Annotated in this window: 12 protein-coding genes; 11 read left to right on the forward strand and 1 reads right to left on the reverse strand. The window is 39.4% G+C overall.

The annotated features are described in order from the left end of the window. Window positions 1–118: 118 nt before the first annotated feature. Window positions 119–589 (reverse strand): hypothetical protein, encoded by a 471-nt coding sequence (locus J5A74_08490; protein ID QUI95412.1) that lies wholly within the window; start codon window positions 587–589, stop codon window positions 119–121. Between the two features lie 166 nt (window positions 590–755). Between J5A74_08490 and J5A74_08495 the strand changes: the two genes are divergently transcribed. The 11 genes from J5A74_08495 (at window position 756) to rsmB (ending at window position 16,310) form a co-directional block, all read left to right on the forward strand. Next, the gene (locus J5A74_08495) at window positions 756–1,397 is read left to right on the forward strand and encodes a cytidylate kinase-like family protein (GenBank protein ID QUI96869.1); all 642 of its coding nucleotides are present in this window, start codon (window positions 756–758) and stop codon (window positions 1,395–1,397) included. A gap of 23 nt (window positions 1,398–1,420) precedes the next feature. Then, window positions 1,421–3,118: an SH3 domain-containing protein gene (locus J5A74_08500; GenBank protein QUI95413.1), complete on the forward strand. Its 1,698-nt coding sequence runs from the start codon at window positions 1,421–1,423 to the stop codon at window positions 3,116–3,118. Between the two features lie 631 nt (window positions 3,119–3,749). Further along, a complete protein-coding gene (locus J5A74_08505) occupies window positions 3,750–6,011 on the forward strand; it encodes a DUF87 domain-containing protein (protein QUI96870.1) in 2,262 nt (753 codons plus the stop codon). Continuing rightward, window positions 6,008–7,672: a formate--tetrahydrofolate ligase gene (locus J5A74_08510; protein ID QUI95414.1), complete on the forward strand. Its 1,665-nt coding sequence runs from the start codon at window positions 6,008–6,010 to the stop codon at window positions 7,670–7,672. Before J5A74_08505 ends, J5A74_08510 begins: the two co-directional genes overlap by 4 nt. Window positions 7,673–7,683: 11 nt before the next feature. Continuing rightward, window positions 7,684–9,156, forward strand: a complete 1,473-nt coding sequence (locus J5A74_08515; protein ID QUI95415.1) for a UDP-N-acetylmuramoyl-L-alanyl-D-glutamate--2,6-diaminopimelate ligase — start codon at window positions 7,684–7,686, stop codon at window positions 9,154–9,156. An 11-nt stretch (window positions 9,157–9,167) separates the two neighbouring features. Continuing rightward, window positions 9,168–10,553 (forward strand): UDP-N-acetylmuramoyl-tripeptide--D-alanyl-D-alanine ligase, encoded by a 1,386-nt coding sequence (locus tag J5A74_08520; protein ID QUI95416.1) that lies wholly within the window; start codon window positions 9,168–9,170, stop codon window positions 10,551–10,553. Continuing rightward, window positions 10,525–12,732, forward strand: coding sequence for a primosomal protein N' (gene priA, locus J5A74_08525; GenBank protein ID QUI95417.1), 2,208 nt, complete (start codon window positions 10,525–10,527; stop codon window positions 12,730–12,732). The genes J5A74_08520 and priA overlap by 29 nt, the downstream gene beginning before the upstream one ends. A 30-nt stretch (window positions 12,733–12,762) precedes the next feature. Beyond that, complete coding sequence (gene def / locus J5A74_08530) at window positions 12,763–13,257, forward strand: peptide deformylase (GenBank protein QUI95418.1); 495 nt, start codon at window positions 12,763–12,765, stop codon at window positions 13,255–13,257. Window position 13,258: 1 nt separating this feature from the next. After that, window positions 13,259–14,206: a methionyl-tRNA formyltransferase gene (fmt, locus tag J5A74_08535; protein ID QUI95419.1), complete on the forward strand. Its 948-nt coding sequence runs from the start codon at window positions 13,259–13,261 to the stop codon at window positions 14,204–14,206. Between the two features lie 2 nt (window positions 14,207–14,208). Next, window positions 14,209–14,925: a zinc metallopeptidase gene (locus J5A74_08540; GenBank protein QUI96871.1), complete on the forward strand. Its 717-nt coding sequence runs from the start codon at window positions 14,209–14,211 to the stop codon at window positions 14,923–14,925. 56 nt (window positions 14,926–14,981) lie between these two features. Further along, window positions 14,982–16,310: a 16S rRNA (cytosine(967)-C(5))-methyltransferase RsmB gene (rsmB, locus tag J5A74_08545; GenBank protein QUI95420.1), complete on the forward strand. Its 1,329-nt coding sequence runs from the start codon at window positions 14,982–14,984 to the stop codon at window positions 16,308–16,310. Window positions 16,311–16,312 lie beyond the last annotated feature (2 nt).

The raw sequence follows: 16,312 nt of genomic DNA on the forward strand, positions 1-16,312 counted from the left end.
TAGCATGAGGTATGGTGGATGAGGTTAACCGTAGAACCTTTGGTTGAAAAACCATAAAACTAATCTAAGAATACAACTTCTGAATTTTCACTATTTTTAGTTACGGTGCCAAAGTTATTTATTCGTTAATACTTTCTCCGTCATCTTCGTTTTCATCTTCATCATCTTTGTCCTTATCTAGAGCGGAAACAAATAAGAACTTTCGAATAATGAATAAGATGGCGATGGTAATCACACCAATTAAGGTTCCATGAATTGGTAAATGCTCGATAATCATATAACGTCCCACTGCAAAGAGTAAAACTTCAACAACAGAATCTAGGTCGTGGCGACAGAGCATCTTAACTAACTCAATACCAATGATAATATTGAACATTTCACGGAAAAAATCGGTCAGCTCTTTATTTCCATGAGCAATATTGCTGTACATCGATGGGAGGTGGGTTAACTCAATACCAATGCCGATGATGACAAGGAGAGAGATTAACAACTCTAAGATGTAAGTTGCTTTATAAAAAATCATCTGAACCGCATGGACATTCTCACCTGTATAATGAGCATATCTCCGATGTTTATGATTATTCTTCATAGAATATTCCTTTCGTTTATTATTTTTCTACTATGAGATGGGAATTCCATTATACTGTATATGAAAAGATATTGCAAAAGAAAAGTGTGTAATATTTGTGTAATAATTATGTAACTCTTGTGCAAAGCACCATTCTATGGTATCATTGGCGAAAGGAGATGATATGATGAAAAAAAAGCTTATTCTGACAATTAACCGTGAGTATGGAAGTGGTGGAAAACAAATTGGACAGAAGTTATCTGAAATTTTAGATATTCCATATTATGATGATGATATTATTAAGATTTCTTCTGAGCATGCAGCAGTGGCTGAAGAGTATTTTAGAGTGAATGACGAAAGACCTGGAAATCATATTTTGCATAGAATTGTTGGCGGATTGAGGGATGCAATGGATCGCCCTTCTCTGGGAGATAAGTTGACTTCTCCAGATAATTTATTCCGTTTCCAGTCGGAAGTTATTCGCGAACTAGCAAAGGAGCAATCTTGTATATTCATTGGACGCTGTTCCGATTTTGTGTTGGAGTCGTCTGGATTTTCAGATTTTATTCGTCTTTATGTATATGCAGATTTACCAGCAAAGGTACAAAATGTGTGTGCAGTGGATGGCGTTGATACCAGAGAAGCTTTGATGCGCGTACAGCGAATAAATAAAAAACGCAGTGATTTCTACAGATATTATACTGGTGAAGCGTGGAATGATCTGACAAGATATGATTTGCCAGTAAATACAACTGATTTAACATTTGATCAGGCTGTAGAACTGATTTTGAAATATCTCTCATTGAGGGGATATAATAAAGAGAATTAGTTTAAGATGGAGAATATGGATTTATGAACAGACTTAAGGAGTTACTTTCAAATTCACCCCGTGCAAAAAAGGCTGTGACTGCAGCGGGGGCTATTGCAATCGCCGCTGTATTGGTGACATTTGGAAGAACAAAGGTAGTTGCTTCCGGAGCTAATGCACCAAAGGCAGCACTTGCAACAACTGTAGCGACAACAGAGAGCACAGAGACAGCAGAAGAAACCATTGTTGTTCCTGTAGAGACAACGCTGTCTGCTGAGCAGTCACAGGCAGCCGAAGAAAAGAAAAAAGAAGATACAGAAAAAGATAACATTATTGCAGGCTATAGTAATCTCGGCATTGCCAATGTTGATGGATTTGTCAATGTGAGAAAGGATGCCAAAAATGATGCAGATGTCATTGGTAAACTCTACAATGGCAGTGCTTGTAATATTGTAGAGAGTAGAGAAGATGGCTGGCTTCATATCACATCGGGGGAAGTGGATGGATATGTCCGAGGCGAGTATATTCGCACAGGTGATGATGCAAAACAAGCAGCAAAGGACTTGGTAAAGAAGAGAGCACAGATTACAGGGGATCGTTTGAATGTCAGAAGTGCCCCAAGTGCAGATGCAGAATCTGTAGAAGTCGTATTGCAAAATGAGCGCTACGAAGTCTTAGAAGATGATGGTGATTGGGTAAAGATTGATCTTGGCTATACTTCGGGTTATATTAACAAGCAGTATGCAACGATTGCGTATTCCTTAAATGAGGCACAGAAGTTGGATTTAAAGAGTATGATACTCAACGCCTATGATCGTCTTGGGATTTCTAATGTGCAAAATTATTTGAATATTCGCGAAACACCAGATGATGGTGGCAAGGTGGTTGGAAAGTTGCCAAGTAAGGCCGCAGGGAATATTCTTGAAGAGAGTGGAGATTGGTATAAGATTCAATCTGGTGGAATTACAGGATATGTAAAGAAAGATTACATTCTTACAGGAGATGCCGCAAATGAAGAGGCTCTTAAACAAGCTCAACTTGTGGCTGTAGTGAATACAGATATCCTCAATGTCAGAAGTGCTCCAAGCACGGATGCAGATATTTGGACACAAATTACTAATGCACAAAAGTATCCTGTAGTGGCACAGCAAGATGGATGGGTAGAGATTGAGTTGGAGAACGACAATAATGCCTTTGTTGCGACTGATTTTGTGGATGTGCGCTATGCTCTCGACGAGGCAATTCCATTTACGCCTGAGGAAGTGGCAGAGGAAAATACTCCAGTAGACAATGATAATAGTACCAATGCACCGAGTGACAATGGAAATAAGAATGGAAACAAGGGAAATGCCTCTTCAAAGTCCTCTTCGAGATCTTCAAGAAGATCTCAAGTTGTTTCCTATGCCCTTCAATACCTAGGAAATCCATATGTGTGGGGTGGAACAAGCCTGACAAATGGTGCAGATTGCTCTGGCTTTACAATGGGTGTTATGAGTCATTTTGGTGTAGACCTTCCACACTATTCAGGTGCACAAGCAAGTATGGGTTCTCGAGTATCTGCAGAGAATGTTCGCCCAGGAGATTTGGTCTTTTATGCAAATCGAAGTGGAACAATCAATCATGTTGGTATTTATATTGGAAATGGTCAGATTGTCAATGCAGCTAGCCGAAGAAGTGGTATCAAGATTTCAAATTGGAATTATAGAAAACCTGCGGCAATTCGAAATGTCTTAGGAGACTAATAAAGTGTAAGCAAGATGGTTCACTTGATGAACTGTCTTGCTTTTTATTTTTTTGTCTTGTATACTAAAAGATAGACGAATCAATAAGGAGGAAAGAGCAGTGGCGACAAAGAAAAATACAAAAAAGACAACCAAGCGTACAGCTTCAAAGAAGAGTAAAAGTGCGAATGCCACACGCACAAGAAAAGTAGAACAGTCAAAGAAAAAGAAGGGAATCAATCCATTTCAAGCTGAGATGGTGAGCATATTTTCATTGATTATCTGTTTAATTTTGTTTGTGAGTAATTTGGGACTGGGCGGAAGTTTCGGAAGAGTTTTTCGCAGTGTAGACCTTGGGCTCTTTGGCTTGATAGGCTATATATTTCCCATTATTTTATTAGTAGCGATTCTTATTGCTCTCTATGCAAAGAATCGTACACATATACAAAATAAATATCTTGCATCCACGGGTATTTTTATTTCGGTTTGTGCTATTGCAGCTATTTTTTCAGGAGATAAATATGAAGGTATAGCAAGTCTTGCAGAATTTTATTCCAGCCAGACAGGTGGCGGATTTATTGGAGGTGTACTCGCCTCCGTTGTGCGTGCCATACTTGGATCCTTTGGAGCCATCATTGTGTTTTTGGGTATAATGATTGTATGTTGTGTGTATCTAACAGAACGCTCATTTGTCAAAGAAGTAAGAAAAAAGGGCAAACAGGTGTATTCTTATGCAAAGGAAAGTTACCGACAAAAAAGATATGATCAGGATCAAGAAGATGATCAAGAACATGAAGATACACAGGTGTATACGCAAAAAAGAGTTTCTTACAATGAAGCAAAGCACAGAAATATTGGAAATACGGATAGCATACCTCCAGTTAAAGTTTCACCTAGACAAGGAACAAGAAAAACCGAGGTCTCTGAGCCCACGAAAGGAGAAGAACAACGAGAATCTGACCAAATGGTGCTAAAGTCAGGAAATCAACAGGCAGAAAATGCAGGAATTATTGATTCAAAAATTGGAACGAATTCCAGAAAAGGTGACGATTTTAGTACGACAGAAGATTTTTTACACAGAGCACAGAGCAGAAGAAAAAAGGAGAAAACTGTTCGAAAAAGAGAGGATTTTTTTCCATATCGAAAAAAGAAGAATACGATTGATCGTGAGACTTTAGAGAATGTGAGGGACATTTTAAAGAGAAAAGAAGAACTGAGAGCAGAGTTTAGAGCGGAAGAAGGAAAGATTCCATTTGAGGAAGATGAATCAGACTTAGAGATTCAAAATATTCCTGTTGTCGACAAGGAAAATATTATCAATCTAGCCATGGATGCAGAAAACTATAGGCAGGATTCTGAAATGGATTTTAAAAAAGAGGAATTTGCCATTGATTTATCTGAAGAAAAATCAGATTTGCCTACGACATTGTTTCAAGAAGAACACCAAGCAAAACGAGAAAGAGATGGATATCACCTTCCTTCGGTGACTTTACTTGATAAGGGGAACAAAAGGAGTGGACGAATTTCTAAGGATGAGTTTCAAAAAACCGCTTTGAGATTAGAAAAAACCTTGCATAATTTCGGTGTTGAAGTTAGTGTAACAGATTATAGTGTGGGACCTGTAGTGACTCGCTATGAGCTTCGACCAGAGCAGGGGGTCAAGGTGAGTAAAATTGTTGCCCTTACAGATGATATTAAATTGGCTCTTGCTGCAAAGGATATCCGAATTGAAGCTCCTATCCCCGGAAAGGCTGCTGTTGGTATCGAAGTTCCCAATCGAGAGAGCAATGTCGTCCACTTTCGAGAGTTAATTGAGACAAATAATTTTCAGAGCCATCGCTATCGCTTAGCCTTTGCCCTTGGAAAGGATATCTCTGGTCAGCCTGTCATTGTCGATCTTGCCAAAATGCCCCATCTATTGATTGCTGGAGCAACAGGATCGGGAAAATCTGTATGTATCAATACATTGATTATGAGTATTCTGTATAAGTATACGCCGGATGAAGTCAAATTAATTATGATTGATCCAAAAGTTGTGGAATTATCCATTTATAATGGAATTCCTTATTTGATGATTCCTGTGGTTACTGAGGCAAAGAGGGCAGCAGGGGCATTGAATTGGGCTGTGGCCGAGATGAATGATCGATATAAGAAATTTGCTAAGGCAGGAGTTCGAGATTTGCAGGGCTACAATAAAAAAATGGATGCGGATGAAGAAAAACTGCCACAAATTGTGATTATCATTGACGAATTGGCGGACTTGATGATGGTCGCACAAAATGAAGTAGAAGATAGTATTTGTCGCTTGGCTCAGCTGGCCAGAGCTTGTGGTATTCATTTGGTTATTGCAACGCAAAGACCAAGTGTCAATGTGATCACAGGTCTAATTAAGGCCAACATCCCAACACGAATTGCCTTTGCTGTGTCGTCAGGAGTTGATTCAAGAACTATCTTAGACAGTGTTGGTGCAGAAAAGTTGCTCGGAAAAGGAGATATGCTCTATTCGGCACAGGACAGTTCAAAGCCTGTTCGAATTCAGGGAGCATTTATTTCAGATGACGAAGTACAAAAAGTTGTAAATTCCATTGTTCAGAAAAATGGAGTGCCCGATTACAGCAAAGAGACAATGGAAAAAATTGAGCAAGCAGGGTTAGATGCTACACCGAAAGTTAAAGAAGAAAGGGATGAATTCTTTACAGAGGCGGGAAGATTGATTATCCAAGAAAATAAGGCATCTAAAGGATTTTTGCAGAGAAGATTTAAAATCGGATTCAATCGTGCAGCAAGAATTATTGACCAGCTCCATGAGGCTGGTGTTGTAGGCGAAGATAGAGGGACAAAGCCAAGAGAGATTCTACTCAGTGCACAGGAATTTGAAGAAATAGTAAAAGAGGAAGGAAAAAAATCGTTATGACAGATATTCAAATTGCTCAGCAAGCAAAAATGTTACCAATTCGAGAGGTTGTAGAAAAGATAGGTGTCTCTGAAGATGACATTGAGATGTATGGAAAATATAAGGCAAAATTTACAGAGGAATTTTTACAAAAACTTGAGTCAAAGCCAAATGGAAAGTTGGTTTTGGTGACAGCAATCAATCCAACGCCAGCAGGTGAGGGAAAAACAACCATTAGTGTCGGACTTGGGCAGGCACTGAATAAGGCGGGAAAAAAGACCATTATTGCCTTGAGAGAGCCTTCTTTGGGACCTTGTTTTGGAATTAAGGGCGGGGCAGCAGGTGGAGGCTATGCCCAAGTTGTTCCAATGGAAGATCTCAATTTACACTTTACAGGAGATTTTCACGCCATCACATCAGCAAATAACTTGTTGGCTGCATTGCTTGACAATCATATTCAACAGGGAAATGAATTGCAGATTGATACCCGACAAATTTTATGGAAAAGATGCATCGATATGAATGACCGTGTATTGAGAAATATTGTTGTTGGACTTGGGGCAAAGGCCGATGGTGTTGTCCGTGAGGATCATTTTGTGATTTCTGTTGCATCGGAAGTTATGGCTGTGCTTTGTCTTGCCACAGACTTAAATGATTTGAAGGAAAGATTATCAAAGATTATTGTTGCCTATAACTACAATGGGGATCCTGTAACCGCTGGAGATTTAAAGGCTGTGGGAAGTATGGCGGCGTTGTTAAAGGATGCCATCAAGCCAAATGTCATTCAAACTCTTGAGCACACACCAGCCATTGTTCATGGCGGACCATTTGCAAATATTGCTCATGGATGTAATAGTGTTCGAGCAACCAAGGCGGCATTAAAACTTGGGGATATCTGTGTCACAGAGGCAGGATTTGGTGCAGATTTAGGTGCAGAAAAATTTATGGATATTAAGTGCAGATTATCAGGGCTTGAGCCAGATTGCATCGTTTTGGTTGCCACGATTCGGGCCTTAAAGTACAATGGTGGAGTAAAGAAAGATGAGCTGTCATCAGAAAATATGGATGCACTGAAGAAGGGAATTGTCAATCTCGAAAAACACATTGAGAATTTAAAATTATTTGGTGTTCCTGTTGTGGTCACACTCAATGCTTTTGTCACAGATACAGAGAAAGAATTAGAGTTTGTGAAGGAATTTTGCCAAAAATTGGGTTGCCGCTTTGCTCTGGCTAATGTCTGGGAAAAAGGAGGCGAGGGAGGAATTGACCTTGCTGATAAAGTCATCGAAGCCCTCGATGAGCCAAAGAATTTTCAACCGCTCTATTCCGATGAGCTTTCGATTAAGGACAAGATTTTTGAAATTGCGACAAGATTATATGGATCAGATGGTGTAAATTATACGCCAGCAGCAACAAGGGCAATTGATAAAATTGAAAAGATGGGATTTGGACATTTTCCTGTTTGTATGGCAAAGACACAATATTCTCTTTCTGACGATCAAACGAAACTTGGTCGCCCGTCAGGATTTAAAATTAATGTGCGAGATGTCTATGTCAATGCGGGGGCCGGATTTGTTGTTGTGATTACAGGGGCAATTATGACAATGCCAGGTCTTCCAAAGACACCAGCAGCCTATAATATTAATGTAGATGAAAGTGGAGCAATTACAGGATTGTTCTAGTGGGAGAAATCATGAAAATCATTCAAGAGACACAGGGACTAGAGTTTGAATTATTGCAGGGCAGTGTAGAGATTGATGTTGTAGAGGTCTGTTACAATTCAAAGAATGTGGTAGAAGATAGTATTTTTGTCTGCTTAAAGGGAGCAAGATTTGACTCTCATACCATTATCAACGAAGTAGTAAAAAAGGGAGCAAAGGCCATTGTCATTCAGGAAGATTGCTCTTATCCAGAGGATGTCACTGTAATCCGTGTAAAAGATACAAGGAAAGCGCTGGCACTGCTTTCTGCGGCACGTTTTTCTTATCCAGCGAGGAAAATGGTCACCATTGGTGTGACAGGAACAAAGGGAAAAACAACAACCACCCATATGATGAAGACTTTACTAGAACAAAGTGGTAAAAAGGTAGGGATGATTGGAACCAATGGTTGTTTTATAGGTTCAGAAAAAATTCCAACGGTGAATACCACACCAGAGTCCTATGAACTTCACCAAGATTTTCAAAAGATGGTCGATGCAGGGTGCCAATACATGATTATGGAGGTATCCAGTCAGGGATTAAAGATGCATCGAACCGCAGGGATTGAATTTGATTATGCTGTATTTACGAATATTTCTCCAGATCATATTGGTCCAAATGAGCATGCAGATTTTCAGGAATATTTAATGTGTAAGAGCTTGCTCTTTTCACAATGTAAAACCGCACTCATCAACCTAGATGATGAACATGCTCCTTATATCATTGAGCATGCACATTGCCATCGACTCTATACATTTGGAAGTGATGAAAAGTCAGATTTTCATTTTTCGAACATTCAATATGTGGCCAATAAAGATTTTGTAGGTATTACATTTGGTGTGTGCGGAAAAGAAAGTTTTGAAAACTTTGATGTCCATGCTGCTATTCCAGGTCGATTTAATGCCTACAATGCACTTTCTGCAGTTAGTGTCTGTGCATTGCTTGGTTTAAATAAAGAGATTTTGACGAGAGGGCTTGAGCATATTCATGTCGATGGGCGAATGGAGATTGCCTATAAATCTGATCATTGCAGTGTTATCGTCGACTATGCCCACAATGCTATTAGTATGGAAAGTTTACTGGATACATTGAGAAACTATCACCCAAAACGTTTGGTTGTTGTGTTTGGCTGTGGTGGAAATCGAGCAAAGGAAAGAAGGTATGCGATGGGAGAAATTGCTGGAAGAAAGGCAGATTTATCCATCGTAACGGCCGACAATTCTCGATATGAAAAGACAGAAGATATTATTGCGGATATTGTTGAGACATTAAAGCCAACGGGTGGTAAGTACTTGACCATCCCAGACCGAAGAGAGGCTATTTTCTATGCAGTGAAAAATGCACAGGATGGAGATATGATTGCTGTGATCGGAAAAGGTCACGAAGATTACCAAGAGATCAATGGTGTGCGCACACACTTTAGAGACCGCGAAGTAGTAGATGAAGCAGTAAAAGAATTATTATAGGTGGTAAGAAAATGAGAGAATATAGTGTAAGACAAATCATAGAGGCAACAAAAGGAAAGTTGCTTTGTGGGGATGAGAACGCCTTAGTAAAGGATGTGGTCATTGACTCAAGAAAAGCACATCCAGGAGCACTGTTTGTTCCCATTATTGGAGAAAAAAATGATGCCCATCAATTTTTACCTTCTGTTGCAGAGGCAGGTTGTAAGGTCAGTTTAGTGAGTAAGAAAGAAGTTTCCATCAGTGAAGGGATGACCTATATTCTTGTCGAGGATACACTTAAGGCTCTCCAAGATATTGCCTATGCCTATCGAAGGGAATATATTCATATCCCTCTCATTGGTATCACAGGTAGTGTAGGAAAGACAACAACAAGAGAAATGGTAGCTGCTGCACTTAGTGGTGGCTACCGAGTTTTTAAAACTCCTGCCAATTTTAACTCACAAATCGGAGTTCCCCTCACCCTCTTTGCCATTCCAGAGGATGCACAAATTGGCGTTATTGAGATGGGAATTAGTGAACCTGGGGAAATGACAAAGATTTCTCGACTTGTTGCTCCAGATAGTGCCGTGATGACAAATATTGGTGTAGCTCATATTGAGCAACTAGGTTCAAGAGGAAATATTTGTGCAGAAAAATATCATATCTGTGACTATATGAACGCAGAGGGAACATTGTTTTTAAATGCAGATGACGATATGCTCAGTAAAATCAAATCGGAAAGAAAGATCGTCTACTTTGGAAAAAATCAGGTGAGCAATATTTCTATGGAAAATGGTCTGGCCAAATTTGTTGCAAAGATTGATCAAAAGGAAGTCAATGTAGAACTATCAGTATATGGAAAACATCAAATTGGAAATGCTCTCGCCGCTCTTTCGGTAGCCAATTGCTATGGTGTTGACCTTGTTGCAGCAGCCGAGAAATTAAAGGAATTTCATGGATTTTCCCATAGACAACAAATTTTTCGCAAGGATGCATTGACCATTATTGATGATACCTACAATGCAAGTCCGGTCTCCATGAATGGTGCGGTTGACATTTTGGAAGACATCGTGCCAGCCGTAGGGGGAAGAAAGATTGCTGTGCTTGCTGATATGAAAGAACTTGGAGAAGACGCCGAAAAGATGCACTACGAATGTGGTGAGTATCTTGGAAAAAAGAATATTCATATTCTTGTTCATCTAGGAGAGCTATCGAAAGAAATTGAAAGAGGATTTTTACACATCCAGCCAAAGGGCGAGGTTTACGGCTTTCTTGATCGAGAAAAAATGGATCAATTTCTACGAAACTTTATTCGTTCAAAGGATGTCTTGCTATTTAAGGGTTCAAATAGTATGCATTTATCAAAGAGTATAGAGGAATTATTACAAAATGAACTTATATGCAGATGTGATCATTGATATTACCAATGAGAGCCTAGACCGACCATTTACCTATCGGGTGCCAGACACTTTATCTGTGTGCCCTGGGCAAATGGTCAAAGTTCCTTTTGGAAGGACTATTCGGAAAGGATATGTCATTGCACTAAAGGAAAAGACCACATTAGAAGAGGAAAAAATTAAAGAGATTTCTCAAGTTGTCACAGGAGCAATGAATATTGAAGCAGAGCTTCTTTCCCTTGCTATCTGGATGCACGAATATTATGGCTGTACATTAAATCGTGCACTTTCAGTTGTGATGCCCGTAAAAAGCCGTGTTCAACATAAAGTAGAGCGACAGATTACATTAAAGATAACAAATCAAGCACTCCTTGACTGCATTAAAGAATGTGAAAGAAAGAAAAGACATGCATGGCTTCGTGTGTTGGCCGCCTTTGCAAGTACCGATCTGCTCGATTATAAAGAGGCGATAACGAAACTGGGGGTTACTAAGGCGGTACTTGATAAAATGGAAAAAGAAGGGGTCATTTCCATTCATGAAAAACGCATTTATCGCAATCAATTTGAGAAGCCCAGTTTACACCAGACAACGAAAATTCTAAATCCAGAGCAAGTTCATGCTGTAGAAACTTTTTCAAATCATTTTCAAAAGGACATCCAAAAGGATTATCTTTTATATGGAATTACAGGAAGTGGAAAGACAGAAGTCTATATTGAAATGATCAAAGAGGTATTGAGGGCGAAAAGACAAGTTATCGTCCTCATTCCTGAAATTTCTCTTACCTATCAAACAGTCAAGAGATTGATGACTGTATTTGGGGAGCGAGTAGCCGTCATTCATTCAAAACTCTCTGCTGGAGAGCGATATGACCAATTTGATCGAGCGATTGCCCATGATGCCGATATTATGATTGGACCAAGATCAGCCATCTTTACACCCTTTGATCGCATTGGTCTTTTTATTATTGATGAGGAACATGATGGGGCATACAAAAATGATACCATTCCTCGCTATCACAGTGTCGATGTCGTCAGAGAGAGGGCAAGAATCTGTGGAGCTTCCGTTGTTTTATCCAGTGCAACCCCATCAATGATTAGTTACACTCGTGCACTTCGTGGGGAATATACATTGCTTACTTTGACAAAGAGAGCTGTCAAAGATGCCAAAATTCCTAAAGTTCACATTGTGGATTTGAGGGAGGAATTAAAGATGGGCAATCGCAGTATATTTAGCAAAAAACTGCAAGAACTCATAGAAGACCGACTAAAAAAACATGAGCAAATTATGCTCTTTATGAACCGAAGAGGGTTTTCTAATTTTGTTTCCTGCAGAACTTGCGGGGAAGTGATGAAATGCCCGCATTGTGATGTTTCATTGACTCTTCATCGAGATGAAAAATTGCGTTGCCACTATTGTGGTTATACCATAACAAAGCCAAAGCAGTGCCCGCATTGTTCATCGCCTTATATCGCAGGTTTTGGCGTGGGAACACAGAGAATAGAAAGTATCACAAAGCAAATGTTTCCCCAAGCAAGAGTTCTTCGCATGGACTTGGATACTTCGGCCAATAAAAATGCAGGGCGAGAAATTCTTCAGCAATTTGCCCATCATCAGGCTGATATTTTAATTGGCACACAGATGATTGTCAAAGGGCATGATTTTTTTGATGTCACCTTAGTGGGCATTATCGCTGCGGACACCTCTTTGTATGTCAGCGATTATACGGCAACGGAAAAGACCTTTCAATTGTTGACGCAGGCAGCAGGTCGAGCTGGACGAGGACAGAAGGAAGGGGAGGTTGTCATTCAAAGTTATAATCCAGAACACTATGCCATTGTAGCAGCAGCAGAGCAAAATTATGTTCAATTTTATCAAAAAGAATTGATTTTTCGAAAAGTAGCACAGTATCCACCCATATTTCATATTTTGACTGTGCAAATTTCCTCTAGGTCAGAGGAAAAGCTGACTGCTGCTGCACAAATTTATATGGAGATCGCAGAACAAATGGCAGATAAACAGTGTCGAATCATTGGTCCAGTCAATGCAGCCATTTATAAAATTCAAGATTTCTACAGAAAAATGGCATACATTAAACATATAGAATATGGTATACTACTAGGAATGAAAGAAAAGATTGAACAGCAAATTGCGAATCATCCTTCTTTTTTGGGCATTAGTTTGATGTATGACTTTACATAATTTTATATTCTTTAGAATAGAGGAGAAGAAATGGCGTTAAGACAGATTAGAGTTATTGGAGATCCAATTTTAAATAAAAAAGCAAAGGAGGTCAAAGAAGTAACACCAAAGATAAAAGAACTCATTGTCGATATGATTGACACTATGCGACAGGAGCAGGGCGTTGGTCTTGCTGCACCACAAGTTGGCATTTTAAAGCGAGTGGTTGTCATTGAAATAGAAGAAAATTCACCGATTGTCTTGATCAATCCTGTGATTGTCGAACAAGATGGAGAACAAATCGGATATGAGGGTTGTTTGAGTGTGCCGGGCAAGACAGGAATTGTGGCAAGACCAGAACATGTAAAGGTAAAAGCGATGGATGAAAATATGCAGGAGTTTGAACTGGAAGGAACGGACCTTCTTGCCAGAGCCATTTGCCATGAATGTGCCCATTTAGACGGTGAACTTTATGTGGAATTAGTGGCCGAAGGAGAGCTCTTTGACAATGAAGAATTGCAAAAGCTAGAAGAAGAGGAAATGTAGTATGCGCGTTGTTTTTATGGGAACCCCTGATTTTTCAGTAAAACCATTAGAAGGGTTAATTGAACGAGGGGATGATGTGGTCTGTGTCGTGACAAGAGAGGACAAGCCAAGAGGAAGGGGACATCAGATGCAACCATCAGATGTCAAGGCAAAGGCCCTTGAGCATGGGCTTTGTGTCATCACACCAAAGTCAATGAAAGATCGGGCAGTGATTGAACAATTAAAAGAATATCAAGCCGATGTCTTTGTTGTTGTTGCTTACGGAAAGATTTTACCAAAGGAAGTTCTTGAAATTCCAAAGTATGGATGTATAAATATTCACGCAAGTTTATTGCCAGCATATCGAGGAGCAGCCCCGATTCAATGGGCCATCCTTGATGGTTGTAAGACAACTGGAATTACCACCATGCAAATGGATGAGGGATTGGATACTGGAGATATTTTAAAGCAATATGAAATTCCTATTGCTTTAGATGAAACAGGGGGCAGTCTCTTTGAAAAATTGGCTGTTCTTGGAAAAGAAGCAATTATTGATACCCTCAATGACTTAGAAAGAGGACTTCTTCATCCTAAAAAACAGGAAAAAAGTCCTACAGGTTATGCGGTTATGCTCAACAAAACAATGGGAAATATTGATTTTACAAAATCACCACAAGAGATCGAATATCTTGTTCGTGGGCTAAATCCTTGGCCAAGTGCGTATTCTTATCTTGGAAATAAGACATTAAAAATTTGGAAAGCTAAGCCTTACAGCACAGAAGATATTTCGTACACCCCTTCCGATTTTGGAAAGATATTACTTAGAAACCAGCAAATGTTTGTCATTTGTGGCGGTGGACTTTTAGAAATTTTGGAACTTCAGTTGGAAGGAAAAAAGAGAATGGATACAGCAGCCTTTTTAAGAGGAGTTACTTTCAATGAAGGCTATCTAAGGAGTGAGAAATGTTGACGATGTTCAATTTATTTTGGGATCCAACCTATATTTTGATTATTATAGGAATGCTCCTTGCAATGGGAGCATCACAATATCTCAATTCAACTTATCGAAAATATGCAAGAATTGCTAGTAGTACTGAGCTAACAGGAGAGGAAGTGGCCAAAAGAATTCTTGCAGCCAATGGAATTTATGATGTTTTGGTTGTCGGTGTGGCCGGGCAATTGACCGACCACTATGATCCAAAAAATCGAACGGTAAACCTAAGTGAAACTGTATTTCACCAAAGATCAATTGCGGCCATTGCTGTAGCTGCTCATGAGTGTGGCCATGCCATTCAAGATAATCTTGGCTATGTGCCCTTAAATGTGCGTTCCTCTCTCGTACCTGTGGCAAATATTGGAGCAAATATTGCTTGGCCGATGTTTGTCATTGGATTTTTCATCAATCCAATGTCTACTTTTGGAAAAATTGGGCAATTGTTGATTTCCTTGGCAATTATTTTCTATTTGGCTGCACTGTTATTTCAATTTGTCACCCTGCCGGTTGAATTGAATGCCTCGTCTAGAGCATTACAACAATTAAAACAGTTGCAAATGTTAAGTGAGGATGAAATTCATGGAGCAAAAAGCGTATTATTTGCGGCTGCTCTTACCTATGTCGCTAGTGCGGCAGCAGCGGCACTCAATTTTTTGCGCATTATCCTTTTGTCGCAGCGAAGAAGAAACAATTGATTGGGGGTGTGATTTCACACCTCCATTTTTAACACACAAGAAATGAGAAAAAATTTATGCAAAGTGAAAATATTCGTGCCATTGCACTAGAGATTTTATTGTCCATTGATCGGGGAGAACATTCCCATCAGGTTTTAGATCAAGCTCTGACAAAGTATGCCTATCTATCGAAAGTCGATCGAGCATTTTTATCAAGGCTTGTCCATGGAACTTTGGACTATCAAATTCAACTTGATTATATTATTACACACTACAGCAGTGTGCAAAAAAATAAAATGAAACCTGTCATTTTAAATATTTTGCGCATGGCCATTTATCAAATTTTTTATATGGATCGCATTCCTGACCGAGCAGCCTGTGATGAGGCCGTAAAGTTGACCATGAAACGAGGACTTAGAGGATTAAAAGGTTTTGTCAATGGAATATTGCGAAATATTATTCGAGAAAAGGAAACCATTGTATTTCCTGATTTATCAACGAAATATTCAATGCCAGACTGGATTATTGAACTTTGGAAGAGCCAATATGACGCTGATACCATAGAAACCATGTTACAAAGTTATCTTGTGCCCAGAGAAGTCAGCATTCGTGTCAATACATCAAACATCAGTGTAGAAGAAGTGATAAAAAAACTTCAAAAAGAAAATATTAAGGTAAGGATCTCTCCACTCAACCAAACAGTGCTTGAAATTAGTGGATTTGATCGACTTTCTGAAATCGAATGTATTGCTCATGGAGAGTGCAGTGTGCAAGATGCAAGTTCTTCACTGGTTGTTTCTCTTTCTGGAATCAAAGAAAATGATATAGTCATCGATGTCTGTGCGGCCCCTGGTGGAAAAACGATCCATGCGGCTGATCAATTACATGGCTTGGGAGAGGTGATTGCCTGCGATCTTTCAGAAAAAAAGGTGAATATATTGTCGGATAATGTTGCTCGCAGTGGTTTTCAAAATATTCAGGTCGTGCAAAAGGATGCCCTAGAGTTTTATGCCCCATGGAAAGAAAAGGCCGATGTTGTTCTTGCCGATTTACCTTGCTCAGGACTGGGAATTATTGGAAAAAAGGCCGATATTAAGATGAATACCTCCCTAGAAAGTTGTAAAAACCTTGCTCAGATACAAAAGAAAATCTTAGATAATGTCTGCCAATATGTAAAACCAGGCGGGCGATTGGTATTTTCTACTTGCACCATTGATGTCTATGAAAATGAAGACAATGTTGCTTGGTTTTTAGAAAAGCACAAAGAATTTTCACCTGTGGATTTATCAAATGCCCCAGTAAAAATTGATACGCAACAAAAAGGCTATCTGCAACTTTTGCCAGGAATTCATCCATGTGATGGTTTCTTTATTAGTGTCTTTGAAAAATCCTTATCGAAAGGATAGAG

It is taken from the genome of Lachnospiraceae bacterium oral taxon 096 (assembly GCA_018141845.1).
In the GTDB taxonomy this organism is placed as follows: domain Bacteria; phylum Bacillota; class Clostridia; order Lachnospirales; family Lachnospiraceae; genus F0428.

Bases quoted from the DNA above. Each gene is read 5' to 3' on its own strand.
- J5A74_08490 (QUI95412.1), bottom strand. From the start codon at position 589: ATGAAGAATAATCATAAACATCGGAGATATGCTCATTATACAGGTGAG.
- J5A74_08495 (QUI96869.1), top strand. From the start codon at position 756: ATGAAAAAAAAGCTTATTCTGACAATTAACCGTGAGTATGGAAGTGGT.
- J5A74_08500 (QUI95413.1), top strand. From the start codon at position 1,421: ATGAACAGACTTAAGGAGTTACTTTCAAATTCACCCCGTGCAAAAAAG.
- J5A74_08505 (QUI96870.1), top strand. From the start codon at position 3,750: ATGATTGTATGTTGTGTGTATCTAACAGAACGCTCATTTGTCAAAGAA.
- J5A74_08510 (QUI95414.1), top strand. From the start codon at position 6,008: ATGACAGATATTCAAATTGCTCAGCAAGCAAAAATGTTACCAATTCGA.
- J5A74_08515 (QUI95415.1), top strand. From the start codon at position 7,684: ATGAAAATCATTCAAGAGACACAGGGACTAGAGTTTGAATTATTGCAG.
- J5A74_08520 (QUI95416.1), top strand. From the start codon at position 9,168: ATGAGAGAATATAGTGTAAGACAAATCATAGAGGCAACAAAAGGAAAG.
- priA (QUI95417.1), top strand. From the start codon at position 10,525: ATGAACTTATATGCAGATGTGATCATTGATATTACCAATGAGAGCCTA.
- def (QUI95418.1), top strand. From the start codon at position 12,763: ATGGCGTTAAGACAGATTAGAGTTATTGGAGATCCAATTTTAAATAAA.
- fmt (QUI95419.1), top strand. From the start codon at position 13,259: ATGCGCGTTGTTTTTATGGGAACCCCTGATTTTTCAGTAAAACCATTA.
- J5A74_08540 (QUI96871.1), top strand. From the start codon at position 14,209: ATGTTCAATTTATTTTGGGATCCAACCTATATTTTGATTATTATAGGA.
- rsmB (QUI95420.1), top strand. From the start codon at position 14,982: ATGCAAAGTGAAAATATTCGTGCCATTGCACTAGAGATTTTATTGTCC.